Below are 20,547 nucleotides of genomic sequence, written 5' to 3' on the forward strand. Positions count from 1 at the left end.
CATAAAAAAGGGCGGACCCGCGAGGGTTCGCCCTTTTTGCGTTGGTGCTCGCTCGATCAGAGCTTGGCGGCCAGCAGCGCCTCGAGTTTTTCCTGGTCGCGGGCGAACTGACGGATGCCTTCGGCCAGTTTCTCGGTGGCCATGGCGTCTTCGTTGGAGGCCCAGCGGAACTGTGCTTCGTTCAGGCTCTGGCGGGCTTCGCCAGCGTGGCCCGGAGCCAGTTTGCGCTCCAGCTTGCCGGTGTCGGCGGCCAGTTTCTCGATCAGGTCGGGGCTGATGGTCAGGCGGTCGCAGCCGGCCAGTTGCTCGATCTGGTTCAGGTTGCGGAAGCTGGCGCCCATGACCACGGTCTTGTAGTCATTGGCCTTGTAGTAGTTGTAGATGCGGGTCACCGACTGCACGCCTGGATCGTCGGCACCGGTATAATCGTTGCCGCTGGCCTTCTTGTACCAGTCGTAGATACGGCCCACGAACGGCGAGATCAGGAACACGCCGGCCTCGGCGCAGGCGATTGCCTGGGCGAAGGAGAACAGCAGGGTCAGGTTGGTCTGGATGCCTTCGCGTTCCAGTTGCTCGGCGGCGCGGATGCCTTCCCAGGTGGAGGCGATCTTGATCAGTACGCGGTCACGGCCGATGCCGGCCTTGTCGTACAGCTCGATCAGGCGATGGGCGCGCTTGAGCATGGCGTCGGTGTCGAACGACAGACGTGCATCCACTTCGGTGGAAATGCGGCCCGGGATCACTTTCAGAATTTCTTTGCCCACCGCGACGCCAAAACGGTCGCTGGCCAGGCCGATATCGCCCTTGACGTCGCTGACACTGGCGTTCAGCAGCTCGGCGTAACCCGGAATGGCCGCGGCCTTGAGCAGCAGGGAAGGGTTGGTGGTGGCGTCTACCGGTTTGACCCGGGCGATAGCGTCGAAGTCGCCGGTATCGGCAACCACGGTGGTGAACTGCTTGAGTTGTTCCAGCTTGGAAGTCATGAGAGTGCTCTGTCCTGTGGGTCTGTTGACATTACCCGAGCGCTGACAACCGCTCAAGGGCGTGAATACGTAACCGGATGCCTAAACCAGCCCCAAGGGCAACAACCTGAAAACAGGTGTTTGAATGCTGGGGCGTTATCCGTCTACTACGATGCCAAAACACCCGTCAGGTTCAACCCGCGTGACCGTTAACGGCCTTCGAGCAACTGTCCTGCCTGATCCAGCAGCGCCAGCGGATCCTTGGCCTTGTGGATGTCCACCGAGAGCAGCTGACGGAACTTGCGTGCCCCCGGAAAACCGGTGCCCAGCCCCAGTACATGGCGAGTGATATGGTGCATGGCGCCGCCTGTGGCCAGGTGCCTGGCGATATAAGGCCGCAATTGCGCCAGCGCCTCGGCCCGGGAAATCACCGGTGCCGTGCTGCCGAACAACTGTTGATCCACCTCCGCCAGCAGGTAGGGGTTGTGATAGGCCTCGCGGCCCAGCATCACCCCGTCGAAGGTCTGCAAGTGCTCGTGGCAGGCTTCCAGGGTCTTGATGCCGCCGTTGAGGATGATCTCCAACTCAGGGAAGTCCGTCTTCAACCGTGCCGCCACGTCATAACGCAGGGGAGGAATGTCACGGTTTTCCTTCGGCGACAGCCCCTCAAGAATCGCGATCCGCGCATGCACGGTAAAACTGGTGCAACCAGCCTCGCGCACCTGGCCGACGAAATCGCACAGTTCTGCATAACTGTCGCGGCCATTGATGCCGATCCGATGCTTGACCGTTACCGGAATGCTCACCGCATCGCGCATCGCCTTCACACAATCGGCCACCAACCCCGGATGTCCCATCAGGCAGGCGCCGATCATGTTGTTCTGCACCCGATCGCTCGGACAGCCAACGTTGAGGTTCACCTCGTCGTAACCATGCTCCTGCGCCATCCGCGCACAAGCCGCCAGATCCGCCGGCGTACTGCCACCCAACTGCAACGCCAAGGGATGCTCGGACTCGTCATGACGCAGAAAGCGCTCATGATCGCCATTGAGCAACGCACCGGTGGTGACCATCTCGGTGTAGAGCAGGGCGTGCTTGGACAGCAGACGCAGGAAGAAGCGGCAGTGCCTATCCGTCCAGTCCATCATGGGCGCCACGGAGAAGCGGCGAGAAAGGACTGGCGAGTCAGTTGGAGCAGAAGATAAGAGCATTGGGCAATCTGGATGGGTGAGGCGAAGGAGGGGAAGTTTATCAGGAATGGCGTTCCGGGGTTGGAAGGGCGAGCGTACCAGGAGGATGAATGGTCTTTGGTCCCTATATTTCGGTTGGTTGTATGAGCAGCGGCAGGGTAATAAAAAAGCGGGCGGCCTTAAGGTCGCCCGCTTTTTTTGTGTGGTTCGATAACGGCGCGGTTAGGCGAATTTTCGCTGCATTTGCATCACTTGAGGCTGTCCGCCAGCTCCCGAGCCCGATTCCCAGCCTCTTGCCGCGCCGCTTGATCCACCTCATACCCCAGGATGGTCTTTTCCACGATCAGCGCGTGCACCTGGGTGACTGCGACGAACTTCAGCCAGGCCTCGACGTAGGGCTTCTGGAAGTCAAAGCGTTCCGCCGGTGTGGCGGATTGCGCTGAGAAGTCGAGGCCGCGGGCGTAGGCGACGACCGCGGTTTTGTTGTGCAGCAGGCCGCGCAGGCCGTGTTCGGCGCTGAAGCTGAAGAGGATGTCTTTCTGCGTGACCAGGTCGATGAAGTGCTTGAGCTTGTAGGGGATGCTGTAGTTCCACAGGGGCACGGAGAGTACCAGCAGGTCGGCGTTGTGCAGGTGGGCGGCGAGGGTTTCGAGGGTGTTCCAGGCGTCTTGCTGGTCGGGGGACAGGGCTATGCCTTGCAGTCCGGCGTATTTGGCGTCCAGGGCGTGCTGGTCGAACTCCGGCAGGTCCAGGCTCCACAGGTCCAGGGTGCTGACTTCGGTGTGGGGATGGTGGGTCTGGTAGCGGTCGATAAAACCGCGGGCGATTTGTTGCGAGGCGGAGCGCTCTTTGCGGGGGGAGCATTGGATATGCAGCAGGCGGGTCATGGGGGCATCTCGGAGGAGGAATGCCGGGCATTGCAACATAGCGCTTAACGGAATATAAATCGTAAATAAATAGCTGATTAATCACGTATCTCTATATGTTCGATGTTCTGTTGCTCAAGACCTTTGTGACGGTGGTGGACGAGGAAGGCTTCAGCCGTGCCGCTGAACGGCTGCACCTGACACAGTCGGCGGTCAGCGGGCATCTGCGGCGCCTGGAAGAGCAGGTCGGCAAGCCGCTGCTGACCCGTACCACGCGCTCCCAGCACTTGACCGCCGATGGCGAGCGCCTGATGGCCTATGCCCGAGCCATCCTCGCCTTGAACCGCGATGCCTGGGCCGAGTTGACGCGTTCGCCGTTTCACGGCCGGGTGCGGATCGGCATGTCCGAGGACTTTGTCGAGCCCCGCCTGCTGCGCCTTTTGCAGGAGTTCGCGGCGCAGTACCCGGGCATGGAAATCGATATCCAGGTGAATATTCCCGGCACGCTGTTGGAGCGCATGCAGCAGGGTGCTCTTGAGGTGGTCATAGGTTCGCTGTGTGAAACCCGTGAGCCGGGCCTGCTGTTATGGCAGGAGCCACTGGTATGGGCCAGCTCCGCATACCTGGTCGGCCGCTTGCCGACACCCTTGCCGCTGGCGCTGTTTCCCGAGCCATGCCCTTATCGGGCGGTGGCCCTGCAGCGCCTGGCGCAAGCGGGAATTGCCCAGCGCACGGCAATGCTTTGCCCGAGCAACGCGGCGTTGCGCACAGCGGCCCTGTCCGGGTTCGCGGTGGCGCCGATAGCCACCAGTCAGTTGGGGCAGGGGCTTGCGGTGTTAGGGGCTGAGCATGGTTTGCCGGCGTTGCCTGATGCGGAGTTCCGACTGTTCACGGCCAGGGACGCGGATCAGGGCATAGTGGCTGCGTTGTCCCAGGTGATAGTGGCCTATTGTGCGGCGCGGCGGGTCTAGCTGCCGGCTTCAGCGGGGCGACTGCCCGAGGGGCAGTCGCTTGAGCGGAGGTCAGAGATCCAGGCCTTCCTGGATTACCGACAACAGGGTGTCTTCATTGAGCTCGAGCGGGTCTGGCCTGGTTTTGTCCGAGCCGGGAACCGTCTGGATCAGCCAGTGTCCCTCACCATGCTCGCTGCCGTTGCGCAGCATGTAGCGTTCCGGGCCTTTGCCATGGATTTCGACACGCCCGGCGCCATCGCTGGTGAAGCGGGCGATGGGATCGAGGAGGATGCTTTTATGGTTGCCCTCGATCAGCAGCTGATCGATGGCGTAGTTGAAAGTGGCGCCTGATGAGTGGCTCTCGAATACGCGAGTGGGGACGCGCCGGATATTCAGGCCGACCTCTGAAAGTGGAGTCAGCCAGGTCTCGACCTGGTGGTACATCTCATAGACCTGTGCAGGCCACAGCTCGATAGCCTTGTCTGCCGAGATGTCTTCCTTGGCCCAGCTGTCCTGTTTTTGTTTCAGCCTTGCGGCGAGTTCATCGACCTTACTCATTCCGACTTCCTATCGTGATGTGAGGGTAAGTGTAGTCTCGGAAGGTACTTTACCTTGGCGGACGGTGACCAGCGATTCATGACCACCTGCAGGATAACGATGCTTGTATTGTGACGAGGTGTTTCTTATATATCCCTGATGGGCATCAGAAAAATGCTCTACATTTTCAGAAGGTGCCACCCTGAATTGTCCGGTATTACCTCTTAGGATTGGCCACTAACGGCGCCCGGCTGCATAGCATGCCTTACCCTGCCAGGATGATGCTTTGCCTATCCCGATTCACGATCCTCACCATTCTTCCGACCGAACCTTGAAGCGACTCCCGCTGCTCAAGGCCGCGGTGGTATTCATTTCGATGGTTTGCCTGTGCCTGTGCGGCCTGCTTTATCTGCAGCTGGCGCAGTCCTATCACTACGATATGGCGCGGGCGCAGGTCGCCTCGTCGAACCTGGCCCGGGCCATGGCGCAGCAGGCCGAAGATACCTTCGTCGAGGCCGATCTGGTGCTGGCCAGCCTGGCCGACTGGATTCAGAAGGATGGTTACGGCTCGGTGCAAAAGCCTTTCCTACAGAAGATCTTTGCGCAGAGGGCACTGGCGCTCAAGCAACTGCATAGCCTGTACTTGTTTGATCAGACGGGGCACTGGGTCGTCACCTCGTCCAATCAGATACCGCTTGGAGAGGGGGTGGTCGACCGGGACTACTTCCGCTTCCATCAGCAGAACACCTCCTTGCTGGCTCACGTCGGCCCGGCGATCCGCAGTCGGGAAAGCGGCGAGTGGATCATTCCGCTGTCGCGGCGCTTGAATGACAGGCAGGGCAATTTCGAGGGCGTGTTGATGGCCGGCATCAGGCTGGCCTATTTCGACCAGTTCTTCAAAAGCTTCGACATCGATGACAACGGCACCATGTTCCTTGCCCTGTCCGATGGCACCTTGCTGGCGCGGCGCCCGCTGGAGGAGCGGCAGATCGGCGCGTCCCTGGCGCGCGGGGAGATTTTCAGCAGGTACTTGCCTGAGTCTCCCTCGGGTACGGCGATGATTCGTTCGCTGGTCGACAACAAGATGCGGCTCTACGGCTATCGCCAGCTGGAGGCTTACCCGCTGGTGGTCGGCGCAGCCAGCTCGAAGGATGCGGTCCTCAAGGACTGGTATGCCAGCGCCTACCAGTCCAGCGCCATTGTCGCCCTGGTGGTTATGGGAATCGGTCTGTTCGGCTGGGTCTTCGTGCATCAGGTGCGCAACGGCGAGCGCATCGAGGCTGACCTGCGGACCGCGCAGGCGGCGCTGGAAGTGATCGCGACCCATGACAGCCTGACCGGCCTGGCCAATCGCCGGCTGTTCGAGCGGGCGCTGGAGACCGAGTTCGGGCGCGGAGGGCGGCAGGCGAGCCCGCTGAGCCTGATCATGCTCGATATCGATTTCTTCAAGCGCTACAACGACACCTACGGCCATGTCGCCGGGGACCGGTGCCTGGCCGAGGTGGCGCAAGTGCTGAGGGATTGCTGCCAGCGCAAGGCCGACTTGGCGGTGCGTTATGGCGGGGAGGAATTCGTGGTCCTGTTGCCCGACACCGAGATGCCGGGCGCTCTCGCCATGGCCGAGCAGATCCGTCGCAGCCTCATGGAGAAAAACATCCCGCATACCGGCTCGCCCTTCGGCCGGGTCACCCTCAGCCTGGGTTGCTACTGCTTCGTGCCGAGTGGGAGCGACAGCAGCGAAGCCTTTCTCAAGCACGCCGATGCCGCGCTGTATCAGGCCAAGAAATCCGGGCGCAATCAGGTGGCGATCGAGAGCGTCAGCCAGCCGTTGGCTCGCTCGGATCGCTGACAGCCTGTTGCCTATGCCTCCGGGTACTCGGTTCTAATCCGGGTAATCCAGCTGGTGTTCGAGACATTGCCTCACTCCGGTTCATGACGCACGATTCCTGCCTGCTTCGCCTCCAGATGCAGGATTGCGTTGCACGCCTTCTGGTTGATATGGCCGGTTTTTCCGGCAGTGAAGGCGGCCCATTAACGGGCTGTTTCGAGCAGGGATATTGGCCAAATCAATTGTCGGTTCGGGGCTTTTATGGCTTATACATAGCGCCGATACGCGACACCTCATGCATAAGGACAACTCCATGAGTCAGCCCCACCTGATGAACTTCGCGCTTTACCTACAACGGCTCGGCTACGACAGCGCGCCGCCGCCGACCCTGGCGACCCTGCGCGAGCTGCAGTTGCGCCATACCAGCACCTTCGCCTTCGAAAGCCTGTCGACCCTGTTGCGCGTGCCGGTGCCGATCGACCTGGCCTCGGTGGAACACAAGGTCCTGCATGAGGGCCGTGGCGGCTATTGCTACGAACTCAACCAGATGTACCAGGTGCTGTTGCAGCACCTAGGCTACGAGGCGCGCGGCATTACCGGGCGGGTGGTGATGGGCGGGCCGGAAGATGCCTGGTCCGCGCGCGCTCACCGCCTGGTGCTGCTGACCCTGGATGGCGTGCGTTATGTCTCGGATGTGGGCTTTGGCGGCATGGTGCCCGCCGCGCCGCTGCTGCTCGATACCGAGGACGAGCAGGCCACGCCCCATGAGCCCTATCGCATCACCGAGCGTGACGGCAGTTACACCCTGCGCGCCAAGGTCGCCGGCGAATGGCGGGCGATGTATGTATTCGACCTGCAGCGGCAGGAAGCCGTGGATTACGAAATGGGTAACTGGTTCGTGTCGACCCACAAGAACTCGCCGTTTCTCGGTCAATTGAAGGTCGCGCTGACGGGCGCAGGCCTGCGCCGGACCCTTCACAACGGCAGCTACGCCGTGCATCGCCTGGGCCAGGACAGCGAGCGGCGGCAGATCACCGACCCCGACGAGCTGATTGCTCTGTTGCAGAACGAGTTTGCCATTCGGGTCCCGCAGCATCCGCGGCTGCGTGAAGCCCTCGGCGAATTGCTCGCGCTGCCGCAACCGGCCTGATTGCCCCGGGCTTCAGGGTTCCTCGGTGTCGAGGTCGATAGTCAGATAGAAATAGTCGATATCTCCCCAGGCTTCGCGGCGATCGACGAAGGTTTCCGCCGACCCCATGAACAGGCTGTAGCCCAGCTGGCTGCGCGGGTCGCGGTAGAAGCCTGGCGGCGCATCCCAGACGCAGCAGGAGTGCCGCAGGGGTGGCATCCGGAACTGCTCGCCCAGGTAGCGTTCGGCGGCCTGGGCATCACGCCCCGCCAGGCGATAGGTGGCGCGCAGCGGCTTGGTCTGCAGCTCGGGTTCGGCGTGACACTCGAGGAACTCGATATAGGCGGGTTTATTGCCGATTTGTGCCAGGAAATCGCCGCAGACCGGCGCGGCCTGGGCGCTGGACGCCAGCATCAACAACGCAGGGCCGATCAGGATCGACAGGCATCTGTTCACGTGGCGATTCCTTCCTGGCTGAGCAGTCTGTTGTTGAGCAAAGCCCTCAGGCAGCTCAGGGTCAGCGCCACAAAGGTATCCGCTCATAACCATCCTTCAGCTGGCGCCGATACGTCCAGTGAGTCAGCAGCGCAATCAACGCACTGTCCAGCAGCCAGAACGGCATCAGCAAGCGCAAGGCTGGGTGGAGGCAGAGTACTCCAGCAATCGTCAATCCCAGCAGCAGGCTGCTGAGCCAATTGGCTAGGCCCTTGGCGCAGAGCAGGGCGTACAGCGGGGTAAACGCCAGTGCCATGGGCAGAAAGCCAAACAGCAGGCCACCGCTGACGAACAAGGCGAATGCCCCAAGGGCAAACCAGAACCCTTGCCACAGGCTATCGGCGAAACAGGCACCGAATACTGCAATCGCGAAGCCCTGTAGCACTATGACTGTGCGGAAGCTGCCATAGGCGAGGATAAAGGTTTGCCATAGATGATTCATTCAAGCGCTTCCGTGCGTAGACGAAGGGTGTTGCCTGGGTGGGCGCCCTTGGAGGCGGGGATTCTATCAGGGTGTCTGGCGCGGTGTTCGGGAGGTGAAAGGCAGGGGATGGCTATCGGATGTCGCGAGTTTATGAGGTTGGGCGGCACCGAATAAAGTGTATACAACTCTATAGACATTTGTCTCTACTGTTGAATACAGTGTGCCCCATAACAAAAACCAGGGAACCCCCCAACCATGAAAACGCCCTCCGTTTCACCGCAACGGCCTGAAGATGAAAACCTGGGTCTTGGCGCGAATATGGCCTACGGCCTGCAGCATGTTTTGACCATGTATGGCGGTATCGTTGCGGTGCCTTTGATCGTCGGCCAGGCTGCCGGCCTGGCACCGGCGGACATCGGCTTGCTGATCGCGGCGTCGTTGTTCGCCGGCGGCCTGGCGACTCTCCTGCAAACCCTCGGCCTGCCGTTTTTCGGTTGTCAGCTGCCGCTGGTCCAAGGTGTGTCCTTCTCGGGTGTGGCGACCATGGTGGCGATTGTCAGCAGTGGGGGCGAAGGAGGCTTCCAGTCGATCCTCGGGGCGGTGATCGCCGCCTCGTTGATCGGTCTGCTGATCACTCCGGTATTTTCACGCATCACCCAGTTCTTTCCGCCGCTGGTCACGGGCATTGTGATCACCACCATCGGTCTGACCCTGATGCCAGTGGCCGCGCGCTGGGCCATGGGTGGCAACAGCCATGCGGAAAACTTCGGCAGCATGGCCAATATCGGCCTGGCGGCGATCACCCTGGTCCTGGTGTTGCTGCTGAGCAAGATCGGCAGCGCGACCATCTCCCGCCTGTCGATCCTGCTGGCGATGGTGGTGGGGACGATCATCGCGGTGTTCCTGGACATGGCCGATTTCTCCATGGTCACCCAGGGGCCGATGTTCGGCTTTCCAGCGCCGTTTCATTTCGGCATGCCGACCTTCCATGTCGCCGCCATCCTGTCGATGTGCATCGTGGTCATGGTGACCCTGGTGGAGACCTCGGCCGACATCCTTGCGGTGGGTGAGATCATCGATACCAAGGTCGACTCCAAGCGCCTGGGCAACGGCCTGCGCGCCGACATGCTGTCGAGCATGATCGCGCCAATCTTCGGTTCCTTCACCCAGAGCGCCTTTGCCCAGAACGTCGGGCTGGTGGCGGTGACCGGGATCAAGAGCCGCTACGTGGTGGCTACCGGCGGGGTGTTCCTGGTGATCCTCGGCCTGCTGCCGTTCATGGGGCGGGTGATTGCCGCGGTGCCGACCTCGGTGCTCGGCGGTGCCGGTATCGTGCTGTTCGGCACCGTGGCAGCCAGCGGTATCCGGACCCTGTCCAAGGTCGACTACCGCAACAACGTCAACCTGATCATTGTCGCCACCTCGATCGGCTTCGGCATGATTCCCATCGCCGCGCCGAACTTCTACGACCACTTCCCGAGCTGGTTCGCCACCATCTTCCATTCCGGCATCAGCTCGTCGGCGATCATGGCCATCGTGCTGAACCTGACCTTCAACCACTTCACCCTGGGCAACTCGGACCAGCAATCGGTGTTCGCCGTGGCGTCCGAGCGCACCCTGCGCTACCAGGACCTGGCGGTGTTGCGCGAGGGTGATTATTTCAGCGGCGGCAAGCTGCACGATGCCGAGGGTAACGAGATCCCGGTGGTGGATACGTCCCATGGCGAGCATTCTCCAGCTGCCCATCAGCCCTCGGCCCATGCCACGGGCGCGGTCGAAATCAGCAAGGTCTAGGGCTGAGTCGCCAGGCTGGACGCAATCGGTCCAGGCCTGGCGGCTAGCTACTCCGTGACCCGGTCCGGCAGTCCTTGCCGGACCAGCGACAAGGCGAACACCACCACCACGGCGGCCGCCACCGACAGCGTCAAAGGCAGGCCGTGGGCGCCACCGCTCATGGCTGCACCGCTGAGCAGTGGGCCCAGCAGGCTGCCGATCCCCCACAACAATCCTGCGCTGGCGTTAGCCGTGACCAGGTCGGGGCCGCTGAACGCCTGGCCGATCAGGATGATCGCCAGGGTATACACCCCGCCGGCCGCCGCGCCGAGTATCACCAGGCTCGGCCAGAGCAGCGCCGGGTAGTTCATCAACAGTGGCAGCCCCAGGCCGATCACCAACGACGCCACGCCGCAGCCCAGGTAGATGGCGGCGCGTCCGGCCTTGTCCGACAGCCAGCCCAGGGGAAACTGGAACGCCGCATCCCCCAGCAGAATGATGCTGACCATCAGCGCCGCGAGCTTGATGGCGTAGCCGTGAGTCGCGGCGTAGACCGGAAACAGCGAGAGAATCACCGTATCGAAGAAGGCGAAGAACAGGATGCCCACGCACAGCGCCGGCGCCACCCGGATAAAACCCAGTACCGAGAAGCTCTGGTTCTCGGCATGTCCGGCGACAGGGCGCTGGCGTGGCAGGGTCAGCCAGATCACCGCAATGGCCAGCAGGTAGCCCGCGCTGACGCTGGCGATCACTGCCGGACCCTCGGTGCCGAGCAGGGCCACCAGGCCGGGGCCAATCATTTGGAACACCGTGAAGCAGGTGGTGTAGACCGCAATCACTCGCCCGCGCACGGTGTCCGCGGCCATCTCGTTGACCCAGGTTTCTCCCAGAATGATGATCAGTCCGGCGCCGAAGCCCATGACGATCCGCGCCAGCCCCAGGCCGGTCAGGCTGATCCCGGGGATTTCCAGGGCGCCGATGCTGAGGGCGCACAGGCTGAAGCACAGCAGGTAGATCTGCCGGCGGCTGAGCCTCTGGCACAGGCCGTTCACCAGGAAAGCCGACAGCATCATGCCGGCGGCGGGGAGGGCCGACATGATGCCGATCTGGGTGTTCGAGGCGCCGGCCTGATACAGGCGCAAGGCAATGACCGGCACGGTGGAGCCGATGCTCAGGCCGACAATCGAGATGCCGAGGATCAGCGCGGCCAACAGGGTTTTGTTCATAAAAGACACCTGCGCCCGATGGATCGGGCGCTCAAAGACGGTTTGCTGTGGCGCGGCGCTTTGGTTCGGGCAGGGTTCCGGTTCGGCATACGCAGGCGTAGGCCGGGTCAGGATGCTGCGGTGCAAAGCGCTGGATGGATCGATGCGCGGCAGACAAGGTCCGCGGCGGCATCAGGTCCGCGCCGGGTTCGGGCGCAACGCTGGGGTTCAGGCGTGAGGGGAGAAGGTGAAGGCGAACAGCACGCTGCGGCGGCGTCGATTGATCGCGCAGTCGGATTGCGACACCGCGAAGGTCTGCGATGGGCTCATCGAGAGAGAACTGTGATGGGACTGTGCGGGGAGAAACATGGGTCGTGACGGCTGGCGTGAGAAGGGGCACAGCCTACTTGAGGTGCTGGCATCAGGCAATCGGAGGCAGGCTAGAGTCGGGCGCGGCACAAACGCGTATCCACATGCTGGTCTGGCATGCGGTGAATCGATCTTGGGGGAGGGTGACGCTGAACTGATTCGCCGCAGGAGCAGGGCGCTCCTGAAAGTGTTGCTGGCCAATCAGTGTAGGAATATGGCTCCACGACCTGGACTCGAACCAGGGACCCAGTGATTAACAGTCACTTGCTCTACCAACTGAGCTATCGCGGAATGCGGCGTATCTTACTGATTAAAAAGGAGAAGTCAAGCATCCAAAAACAAAGTTTCGCTTGGGTGGGCTTGCTTGGTCCTGGTCATGACGCCAATCCGCGGCTATTTGGCCGTAGGCGGTTACCGGAACCGCGGCACAGGTCTACCATGGCGCCCCGGCAGTGGTTTCACGCGCTCCCGGCTTCCAGCCGAAAAGGTAACGCTTATGACCCTGTTCAAGTTTTTATCCGCCGTAGTGCTTGCCCTGTCGCCTCTGTCTGAGGAGGTTTTATGAGCATCGAGCAGATCAGCCTACCCAAAGGCGTCGGTCCCCAGGCCATGAAACTGTGGGACGCCATTACCCAGGCCGGATCGGCCGCTGAATTGAACCGTGCGGGTGGCAAGGCCGAGGGTTTTGTCCTGGGGCTGGAAAGCACCAAGGCCATCAAGAGTCAGGTCGCCGAGTCGCTGTATGTGGCCTTCGATGATGCCGCCAGCCAGCGCGGCGCTGAACTGGCCGGTTGAGCGGGCTTAACCGCCGAAGGTGAAGGTGCCCAGCATGAACTTCGCGGCCAGCGAGGTGACGGCCAGTTGCACCAGCCACAGCGCCAGGCCGCCGAAAAACACTCCCAGGGCAATTTGCAGGACCAGGTTCTTTTCGCGTTTCGGCGGGCGGGGGAAGTGCTCCAGTTCGTCGCGGTCGGCGCGCAGGTCGTCGTGTCTCATGGGAAATTCTCGATATGGGGAAGATGGGTTCAGTCTAGTGGGCATCGGGCCGGCGAGGGCGGCCCACAAAAAAGGGGGGAAGCCTTCAGGCTTCCCCCCTTTTCATTCACCGCGCGTGGCTCAGATCACCTGGATGATGGCCTTGGTCACGACGTCGATGTTGCTCTGGTTCAGCGCGGCCACGCAGATGCGGCCGGTGTCCAGGGCGTAGATGCCGAACTCGTTGCGCAGGCGCGTCACTTGTTCGACGGTCAGGCCGGAGTAGGAGAACATGCCGCGCTGACGGGCGACGAAGCTGAAGTCGCGCTGTGGCGCGCCCTTGGCCAGCAGGTCGACCATCTGCAGGCGCATGCCGCGGATCCGCAGGCGCATTTCGGCCAGTTCGGCTTCCCACTGGGCGCGCAGTTCCGGGCTGTTGAGCACGGCGGCGACGATGCTTGCGCCGTGGGTCGGCGGGTTGGAGTAGTTGGTGCGGATCACGCGTTTGACTTGCGACAGCACGCGCGCGCTTTCTTCTTTCGACTCGCTGACGATCGACAGGGCGCCAACGCGCTCGCCGTACAGCGAGAAGGACTTGGAGAACGAGCTGGAGACGAAGAAGGTCAGGCCCGATTCGGCGAACAGGCGCACGGCGGCGGCGTCTTCGGCGATGCCGTCACCAAAGCCCTGGTAGGCCATGTCGAGGAACGGCACCAGGTTTTTCGCCTTGATCACCTGCAGTACGTTTTTCCAGTCTTCCGGGCTCAGGTCGACGCCGGTCGGGTTGTGGCAGCAGGCGTGCAGGACCACGATCGACTGGGCTGGTAGCGCATTCAGGTCTTCCAGCAGGCCGACGCGGTTCACGTCGTGGGTGGCGGCGTCGTAGTAACGGTAGTTCTGCACCGGGAAGCCGGCGGTTTCGAACAGCGCGCGGTGGTTTTCCCAGCTTGGATCGCTGATGGCCACGACCGCGTCAGGCAGCAGCTGCTTGAGGAAGTCGGCGCCGATCTTCAGCGCGCCGGTACCGCCGACGGCCTGGGTGGTGACCACGCGACCGGCGGCCAGCAGCGGCGAGTCGTTGCCGAACAGCAGCTTCTGCACGGCCTGGTCGTAGGCGGCGATACCGTCGATCGGCAGGTAGCCACGGGAGGCATGTTGAGCGGCGCGGATCGTCTCGGCTTCGACAACGGCGCGCAGGAGTGGAATTCGCCCCTCCTCGTTGCAGTAAACACCGACCCCCAGGTTGACCTTATTGGTACGGGTATCGGCGTTGAATGCTTCGTTGAGGCCCAGGATAGGATCGCGTGGTGCCATTTCGACAGCGGAGAACAGGCTCATTATTACGGCGGCTCTGAATGGAGTGTGGAGGGACGTGTCGCGCTCCAGCCGAATGCACTAGAGCGGTGCACAAACGGGGAGCTAGTATAGAGGCACATCGCTGTGCGCGGCGACAGCTGAAAGGGCTTTTCCGGCAAGTTTTTCGGTTTATTTTTCGACCGTTAGTCTTATTGCAACAGCAAAGTCGTAGAGGGGCTTGGGACCTTTACCTTGAAAGCTGTGGAATTTGCCTCCACATCCAGCACAATCCAGTATTTTCCCTGCGACACTCGTCGTTTGCGGTCTTTCTCGTTCCTGTGCGGCGGCGTCGCGCTGGAGTGAACCCAGAGGTACGTTATGTCTGAATTCCAGCTAGTTACCCGCTTCCAGCCCGCCGGCGACCAGCCGGAAGCCATCCGCCTGATGGTCGAGGGTATCGAGGCCGGGTTGGCGCACCAGACACTGCTCGGTGTGACCGGCTCGGGCAAGACCTTCAGCATCGCCAACGTGATCGCCCAGGTGCAGCGTCCGACCCTGGTGCTGGCGCCGAACAAGACCCTGGCCGCGCAGCTGTACGGCGAGTTCAAGGCGTTCTTCCCGAACAACGCGGTGGAGTACTTCGTTTCCTACTACGACTACTACCAGCCGGAAGCCTATGTACCGTCCTCCGACACCTTTATCGAGAAGGACGCCTCGATCAACGACCATATCGAGCAGATGCGCCTGTCGGCGACCAAGGCGCTGCTGGAACGCAAGGACGCGATCATCGTCACCACGGTGTCCTGCATCTACGGCCTGGGCAGCCCGGAAACCTATCTGAAGATGGTGTTGCACGTTGATCGCGGCGACAAGCTCGATCAGCGCGCCTTGCTGCGCCGCCTGGCCGACCTGCAATACACCCGCAACGACATGGATTTTGCCCGCGCCACCTTCCGGGTACGCGGCGATGTGATCGATATCTATCCGGCGGAATCCGACCTGGAAGCGATCCGCATCGAGCTGTTCGATGACGAGGTGGAGAGCATTTCCGCCTTCGACCCGCTGACTGGCGAAGTCATCCGCAAGCTGCCGCGCTTTACCTTCTACCCCAAGAGCCACTATGTGACGCCGCGGGAAACCCTGCTGGACGCCATCGAGGGGATCAAGGTCGAGTTGCAGGAGCGTTTGGAATACCTGCGCAGCAACAACAAGCTGGTGGAAGCCCAGCGCCTGGAGCAGCGCACCCGCTTCGACCTGGAGATGATCCTCGAGCTGGGTTACTGCAACGGCATCGAAAACTACTCGCGCTACCTGTCCGGGCGTCCTGCCGGGGCGGCGCCGCCAACCCTGTACGACTACCTGCCGGCGGACGCCTTGCTGGTGATCGACGAATCCCACGTCAGCGTGCCGCAGGTCGGCGCCATGTACAAAGGCGACCGTTCCCGCAAGGAAACCCTGGTGGAGTACGGCTTCCGCCTACCCTCGGCGCTGGACAATCGGCCGATGCGCTTCGACGAATGGGAAGGGGTCAGTCCGCAGACCATCTTCGTCTCCGCCACGCCGGGCAACTATGAAGCCGAACATGCCGGCCGCGTGGTCGAGCAGGTGGTGCGCCCGACCGGCCTGGTGGACCCGCAGGTGGAAGTGCGCCCAGCGCTGACCCAGGTCGATGACCTGCTGTCGGAAATCACCAAACGCGTGGCCGTGGAAGAGCGGGTGCTGGTGACCACCCTGACCAAGCGCATGGCCGAGGACCTGACCGATTACCTCGCCGATCACGGTGTACGCGTGCGTTATCTGCACTCGGACATCGACACCGTGGAGCGGGTCGAGATCATCCGCGACCTGCGCCTGGGCACCTTCGATGTGCTGGTGGGGATCAACCTGCTGCGCGAAGGCCTGGATATGCCGGAAGTGTCGCTGGTGGCGATTCTCGATGCGGACAAGGAAGGTTTCCTGCGTTCCGAGCGCTCGCTGATCCAGACCATCGGTCGTGCCGCGCGTAACCTCAACGGCCGGGCGATTCTCTACGCCGACCGCATCACCGGCTCCATGGAGCGGGCGATCGGCGAGACCGAGCGCCGTCGTGACAAGCAGATCGCCTTCAACCTGGCCAATGGCATCACCCCCAAGGGCGTGTTCAAGGACGTCGCCGACATCATGGAAGGCGCCACGGTGCCCGGTTCGCGCAGCAAGAAGCGCAAGGGCATGGCCAAGGCCGCCGAGGAAAATGCCCGCTACGAAAACGAACTGCGTTCGCCCAGCGAGATCACCAAGCGCATTCGCCAGCTCGAAGAGAAGATGTACCAGCTGGCCCGCGACCTGGAGTTCGAAGCCGCGGCACAGATGCGCGACGAAATCGGCAAGCTGCGCGAGCGTTTGCTGACGGTCTGATCTGCAACCGCTACAGATTCGTTTCATGCTCCGCGACGCAGTCCAGCCGGCGTCGCAAGCCATTAATGGGCTTCTCCGGCCTTGATCCCCGCCGGTAGCGCCTTGCTCAGCAGAATTGCCAGCATGCTGACACCCAGTGGTAAATGCCACGGGCGGACAATCGGTGGTTCAGCGGCCCGGGCGACCCGAGTAGCCTCGACCTTGGCTTAAATGCCCTGCTCACTGGAGCGGGGCCGGTATCGCCTGTTACCATTCGCCTCTTGTTTGATCTTTGCTTTTCATATTCTTTCCGAGACATGCCATGACCACCGTCCGCACGCGCATCGCGCCATCGCCTACCGGGGATCCCCACGTAGGTACCGCTTACATCGCCTTGTTCAACTACTGCTTCGCCAAGCAGCATGGCGGTGAGTTCATCCTGCGCATCGAAGACACCGATCAACTGCGTTCGACCCGCGAGTCCGAGCAGCAGATTTTCGACGCCTTGCGCTGGTTGGGCATCAACTGGAGCGAAGGCCCGGACGTGGGCGGCCCGCACGGCCCTTACCGGCAGAGCGAGCGCAGCGAGATCTACCAGAAGTACACCCAGCAGCTGGTCGACATGGGCCATGCCTTCCCGTGCTTCTGCACCGCCGAAGAGCTGGACCAGATGCGCGCCGAGCAGATGGCTCGTGGTGAGACACCGCGTTACGACGGCCGCGCGCTGCTGCTGTCCAAGGAAGAGGTCGCCCGTCGCCTGGCCGCTGGCGAACCCCACGTGATCCGCATGAAGGTGCCGAGCGAAGGCGTCTGCGTGGTGCCGGACATGCTGCGTGGCGATGTCGAGATCCCGTGGGATCGCATGGACATGCAGGTGCTGATGAAGACCGATGGCCTGCCGACCTACTTCCTGGCCAACGTGGTCGACGACCACCTGATGGGCATCACCCACGTGTTGCGTGGCGAAGAATGGCTGCCTTCGGCGCCGAAACTGATTCTGCTCTACGAGTATTTCGGCTGGGAGCAGCCGCAGCTGTGCTACATGCCGCTGCTGCGTAACCCGGACAAGAGCAAGCTGTCCAAGCGCAAGAACCCGACTTCCGTGACCTTCTACGAGCGCATGGGCTTCATGCCGGAAGCCATGCTCAACTACCTGGGCCGCATGGGCTGGTCGATGCCGGACGAGCGCGAGAAGTTCTCGCTGCAGGAAATGGTCGACAACTTCGACCTGTCGCGCGTCTCCCTGGGCGGGCCGATCTTCGATATCGAGAAACTGTCGTGGCTCAATGGCCAGTGGCTGCGCGACCTACCGGTGGAAGAATTCGCCAGCCGCGTGCAGACCTGGGCGCTGAACCCCGAGTACATGATGAAGATCGCGCCGCACGTGCAAGGCCGGGTGGAAACCTTCAGCCAGATCGCACCGCTGGCCGGGTTCTTCTTCGCCGGTGGCGTGACCCCGGATGCCAAGCTGTTCGAATCGAAGAAGCTTTCGGGCGACCAGGTACGGCAGCTGATGCAACTGATCCTGTGGAAGCTGGAAAGCCTGCGTCAGTGGGAAAAGGACAGCATCACCGCGACCATCCAGGCCGTGGTCGAATCCCTGGAACTGAAGCTGCGTGATGCCATGCCGCTGATGTTCGCTGCGATCACCGGTCAGGCCAGTTCGGTCTCGGTGCTCGACGCCATGGAAATTCTGGGGCCGGACCTGACCCGTTTCCGCCTGCGCCAGGCCATCGACCTGCTGGGTGGCGTGTCGAAGAAAGAAAACAAAGAGTGGGAAAAGCTGCTGGGCGCCATCGCCTGATTCAGCACTCTGATTCGCGGGAGCCGGCATGCTGGCTCCCGCGGACCTGCGCAAACAGGGAAATTGCGGTCGTTGCTGGAGGGCGCAACGGTCCGCAAAAGCCCCGGATTTACGGGGGAGGGCGGTAAGTGATTGTTATGCCGGCAAATTTTTTTAAAAAAAGCTGAAAAAAAATTTGACAGCCTTCCGATACGCCCTTAAGATTCGCCCCGTCCTCAGCGATGACATCAACGATGAGGGGCTATAGCTCAGCTGGGAGAGCGCTTGCATGGCATGCAAGAGGTCGACGGTTCGATCCCGTCTAGCTCCACCAATTTACAGTTCAAGGTCTGGCCACACCGGCCTTGAATCGATCAGTTCTCAGCGCTGGTCAGTTGTACAGAAGGGTTTGCGTCCCCTTCGTCTAGTGGCCTAGGACACCGCCCTTTCACGGCGGTAACAGGGGTTCGAGTCCCCTAGGGGACGCCAGTTTTACAGAAGCGATGTTACAAGATGTCGCTCCGCCGCGAGGCGAAAAATCTGGGGCTATAGCTCAGCTGGGAGAGCGCTTGCATGGCATGCAAGAGGTCGACGGTTCGATCCCGTCTAGCTCCACCAATTTTACAGTTCAAGGCCTGGCCACACCGGCCTTGAATCGATCAGCTCTCAGCACTGATCAGTTGTATAGAAGGGTTTGTGTCCCCTTCGTCTAGTGGCCTAGGACACCGCCCTTTCACGGCGGTAACAGGGGTTCGAGTCCCCTAGGGGACGCCACGATTACCCGCTCTGCGGGATTTATAAGGGTCATTCAATTATTGAATGGCCCTTTTGTTTGTCTGGCGTTTGGCCAATTCTCCCTTTCTCCCCACACTGTTCTTCTGACCGGCGGTCACACTAACGACTTGCTAAAATTTATTATGAGAATAATATTTTGATCGTAATATTCGGAGGCAACGATGAACGATAAAAAAGCTCAAACCCGCGAACGCATTCTCCAGGCCGCCAGCTCCGCGCTGGTGCAACGTGGCCCGGCCGAGCCGAGCGTGGGCGAAGTGATGGGTGCCGCGGGCCTGACGGTCGGTGGCTTCTACGCGCATTTCGAAAGCAAGGACGCCCTGATGCTGGAAGCGTTCAGTCAATTGCTGGCCCATCGCCGGGGCCTGATTGCCGATATGGATGCGTCGTTGACCGGCGAAGAGCGGCGGGCGCTGGTGGCGGCGTTCTACCTGTCGCGCAAGCACCGCGATTCCACCGAGCAGGCCTGCCCGATTCCCGCGTCGGTCGGTGAGATGGGGCGCCTGCCGGACGATTTCCGCAAAGTCCTGAGTGAACACATCGAGCTGATGCTGGCTCAGTTGGCGACCACCCCTGAAGACATCGACAAGGCCCTGGCCGACCTGGCCCTGATGGTGGGCGGCTTGTCCCTGGCTCGGGCCCTGGGAGCCGGTGAGCTGTCGGACCGTTTACTGCGTGCTGCCAAGTCGGCGGTGCTATGACCTGAGGCCCAGGCCTGAGGAGAGAAGTGATGAGCACGTTAAGTTGGGTTCGTGGCGTTAACGGCACCTTGGGCTGGGTCGCACCTAAGCTGGTCGCCAGCAAGATGCGACTGGCATTCATGACGCCGCGCGAGCGCCTGCCGCGTGACTGGGAGCTGCCGCTGCTGGCGCGTTCGGAGCGCATCACCCTGCGTTTCGGGCTCTCGGCATTGCGCTGGGGCCAGGGGCCGGCGGTGCTGCTGATGCATGGCTGGGAAGGGCGTCCCACGCAGTTCGCCAGCTTGATCGATGCGCTGGTGGGCGCCGGTTACAGCGTTGTGGCGCTGGATGGTCCCGCTCACGGACGTTCTCCCGGTCACGAGGCCAATGTGATGCTGTTTGCCCGGGCCATGCTTGAAGCCGCCGCGGAGTTGCCGCCGCTGCGCGCGGTCATCGGCCATTCCATGGGCGGCGCCAGCGCCATGCTGGCAGTGCAACTGGGCTTGCGCACCGAGACCCTGGTCAGCATCGCCGCCCCGGCGCGGATACTCGGCGTGTTGCGCGGCTTCGCCCGTTATGTGCGCCTGCCACCAAAGGCGCGCTCGGCCTTTATCCGCCAGGTGGAGCAGGATGTCGGCATGCGCGCCGCGGCCCTGGATGTCGCGCACTACCAGCTGGATATGCCCGGGTTGATCGTGCATGCCGAAGACGACAACTTTGTCCCGGTCAAGGAATCCGAGCTGATCCACGAGGCCTGGTTCGACAGCCGCTTGCTGCGCCTGAAGGAGGGCGGTCATCAGCGCGTATTGGCCGACCCGCGGGTGATCCAGGGGGTGCTGACGCTGTTGGCCGGCCACAGCCTGCAAGCGCGCCAATCCGCCTGAGCAATCCGTTACACTGCCCCGGTCGAATAA

Annotated in this window: 18 protein-coding genes and 5 tRNA genes; 13 read left to right on the top strand and 10 right to left on the bottom strand. The window is 61.9% G+C overall.

Features of this window, described 5'->3' with window-relative positions; all coding sequences use genetic code 11:
- Positions 1-56: 56 nt before the first annotated feature.
- From tal to C4K38_RS10020, 3 genes are all read right to left on the bottom strand, one after another.
- Positions 57-983, bottom strand: coding sequence for a transaldolase (tal, locus tag C4K38_RS10010; protein ID WP_025804199.1), 927 nt, complete (start codon positions 981-983; stop codon positions 57-59).
- A 188-nt stretch (positions 984-1,171) separates the two neighbouring features.
- Entirely contained in the window at positions 1,172-2,173 is a 1,002-nt protein-coding gene (gene dusA / locus C4K38_RS10015; protein WP_081001448.1) for a tRNA dihydrouridine(20/20a) synthase DusA, read from the bottom strand.
- Positions 2,174-2,400: 227 nt separating this feature from the next.
- Complete coding sequence (locus tag C4K38_RS10020) at positions 2,401-3,039, bottom strand: FMN-dependent NADH-azoreductase (protein WP_053278172.1); 639 nt, start codon at positions 3,037-3,039, stop codon at positions 2,401-2,403.
- 95 nt (positions 3,040-3,134) lie between these two features.
- Here C4K38_RS10020 and C4K38_RS10025 point away from each other — a divergent pair, with 95 nt between their 5' ends.
- The gene (locus C4K38_RS10025; protein ID WP_053278173.1) at positions 3,135-3,989 is read left to right on the top strand and encodes a LysR family transcriptional regulator; all 855 of its coding nucleotides are present in this window, start codon (positions 3,135-3,137) and stop codon (positions 3,987-3,989) included.
- A gap of 51 nt (positions 3,990-4,040) precedes the next feature.
- Here C4K38_RS10025 and C4K38_RS10030 read toward each other — a convergent pair whose 3' ends face one another.
- A complete protein-coding gene (locus tag C4K38_RS10030; RefSeq protein WP_053278174.1) occupies positions 4,041-4,529 on the bottom strand; it encodes a hypothetical protein in 489 nt (162 codons plus the stop codon).
- Positions 4,530-4,794: 265 nt separating this feature from the next.
- Here C4K38_RS10030 and C4K38_RS10035 point away from each other — a divergent pair, with 265 nt between their 5' ends.
- On the top strand, positions 4,795-6,357 hold the full coding sequence (locus C4K38_RS10035; RefSeq protein WP_053278175.1) for a sensor domain-containing diguanylate cyclase: 1,563 nt from the start codon (positions 4,795-4,797) through the stop codon (positions 6,355-6,357).
- Between the two features lie 292 nt (positions 6,358-6,649).
- The gene (locus tag C4K38_RS10040) at positions 6,650-7,486 is read left to right on the top strand and encodes an arylamine N-acetyltransferase family protein (RefSeq protein ID WP_053278176.1); all 837 of its coding nucleotides are present in this window, start codon (positions 6,650-6,652) and stop codon (positions 7,484-7,486) included.
- A 12-nt stretch (positions 7,487-7,498) separates the two neighbouring features.
- Here C4K38_RS10040 and C4K38_RS10045 read toward each other — a convergent pair whose 3' ends face one another.
- Together C4K38_RS10045 and C4K38_RS10050 are read right to left on the bottom strand one after the other, a co-directional pair.
- Entirely contained in the window at positions 7,499-7,921 is a 423-nt protein-coding gene (locus C4K38_RS10045) for a DUF4952 domain-containing protein (protein ID WP_053278177.1), read from the bottom strand.
- Between the two features lie 61 nt (positions 7,922-7,982).
- Positions 7,983-8,402 (bottom strand): hypothetical protein, encoded by a 420-nt coding sequence (locus C4K38_RS10050; protein WP_053278178.1) that lies wholly within the window; start codon positions 8,400-8,402, stop codon positions 7,983-7,985.
- A 237-nt stretch (positions 8,403-8,639) separates the two neighbouring features.
- On the opposite strand from C4K38_RS10050, the gene C4K38_RS10055 reads away from it, so the two are divergent.
- A complete protein-coding gene (locus C4K38_RS10055; RefSeq protein WP_053278179.1) occupies positions 8,640-10,178 on the top strand; it encodes a nucleobase:cation symporter-2 family protein in 1,539 nt (512 codons plus the stop codon).
- 47 nt (positions 10,179-10,225) lie between these two features.
- On the opposite strand, the gene C4K38_RS10060 is transcribed toward C4K38_RS10055, so the two are convergent.
- Together C4K38_RS10060 and C4K38_RS10065 are read right to left on the bottom strand one after the other, a co-directional pair.
- Positions 10,226-11,383, bottom strand: coding sequence for an MFS transporter (locus C4K38_RS10060; protein WP_053278180.1), 1,158 nt, complete (start codon positions 11,381-11,383; stop codon positions 10,226-10,228).
- A gap of 563 nt (positions 11,384-11,946) precedes the next feature.
- Positions 11,947-12,022, bottom strand: a tRNA-Asn gene (locus C4K38_RS10065).
- 270 nt (positions 12,023-12,292) lie between these two features.
- Here C4K38_RS10065 and C4K38_RS10070 point away from each other — a divergent pair.
- The gene (locus C4K38_RS10070) at positions 12,293-12,526 is read left to right on the top strand and encodes a hypothetical protein (protein ID WP_053278181.1); all 234 of its coding nucleotides are present in this window, start codon (positions 12,293-12,295) and stop codon (positions 12,524-12,526) included.
- A gap of 6 nt (positions 12,527-12,532) precedes the next feature.
- Here C4K38_RS10070 and C4K38_RS10075 read toward each other — a convergent pair whose 3' ends face one another.
- Positions 12,533-12,727 carry a hypothetical protein gene (locus tag C4K38_RS10075; RefSeq protein WP_053278182.1) on the bottom strand — a complete coding sequence of 65 codons (195 nt, stop codon included), beginning with the start codon at positions 12,725-12,727 and terminating at the stop codon, positions 12,533-12,535.
- Positions 12,728-12,847: 120 nt separating this feature from the next.
- Entirely contained in the window at positions 12,848-14,044 is a 1,197-nt protein-coding gene (locus C4K38_RS10080) for an amino acid aminotransferase (protein ID WP_053278183.1), read from the bottom strand.
- A gap of 336 nt (positions 14,045-14,380) precedes the next feature.
- Between C4K38_RS10080 and uvrB the strand changes: the two genes are divergently transcribed.
- The 8 genes from uvrB to C4K38_RS10120 all read left to right on the top strand — a co-directional run bounded on the left by uvrB (position 14,381) and on the right by C4K38_RS10120 (position 20,517).
- Positions 14,381-16,396, top strand: a complete 2,016-nt coding sequence (uvrB, locus tag C4K38_RS10085; RefSeq protein ID WP_007923725.1) for an excinuclease ABC subunit UvrB — start codon at positions 14,381-14,383, stop codon at positions 16,394-16,396.
- A gap of 301 nt (positions 16,397-16,697) precedes the next feature.
- Positions 16,698-18,179 carry a glutamate--tRNA ligase gene (gene gltX / locus C4K38_RS10090; RefSeq protein WP_025804186.1) on the top strand — a complete coding sequence of 494 codons (1,482 nt, stop codon included), beginning with the start codon at positions 16,698-16,700 and terminating at the stop codon, positions 18,177-18,179.
- A 237-nt stretch (positions 18,180-18,416) separates the two neighbouring features.
- Positions 18,417-18,492, top strand: a tRNA-Ala gene (locus tag C4K38_RS10095).
- A 79-nt stretch (positions 18,493-18,571) separates the two neighbouring features.
- A tRNA-Glu gene (locus C4K38_RS10100) sits at positions 18,572-18,647 on the top strand.
- 53 nt (positions 18,648-18,700) lie between these two features.
- Positions 18,701-18,776 (top strand) — tRNA-Ala (locus tag C4K38_RS10105).
- Between the two features lie 80 nt (positions 18,777-18,856).
- A tRNA-Glu gene (locus C4K38_RS10110) sits at positions 18,857-18,932 on the top strand.
- Positions 18,933-19,114: 182 nt separating this feature from the next.
- The gene (locus C4K38_RS10115; protein WP_053278184.1) at positions 19,115-19,654 is read left to right on the top strand and encodes a TetR/AcrR family transcriptional regulator; all 540 of its coding nucleotides are present in this window, start codon (positions 19,115-19,117) and stop codon (positions 19,652-19,654) included.
- Between the two features lie 29 nt (positions 19,655-19,683).
- Positions 19,684-20,517 carry an alpha/beta fold hydrolase gene (locus C4K38_RS10120; protein WP_053278185.1) on the top strand — a complete coding sequence of 278 codons (834 nt, stop codon included), beginning with the start codon at positions 19,684-19,686 and terminating at the stop codon, positions 20,515-20,517.
- Positions 20,518-20,547 lie beyond the last annotated feature (30 nt).

The organism is Pseudomonas chlororaphis subsp. piscium, from assembly GCF_003850345.1.
GTDB classification, from domain to species: Bacteria; Pseudomonadota; Gammaproteobacteria; order Pseudomonadales; family Pseudomonadaceae; genus Aquipseudomonas; species Aquipseudomonas piscium.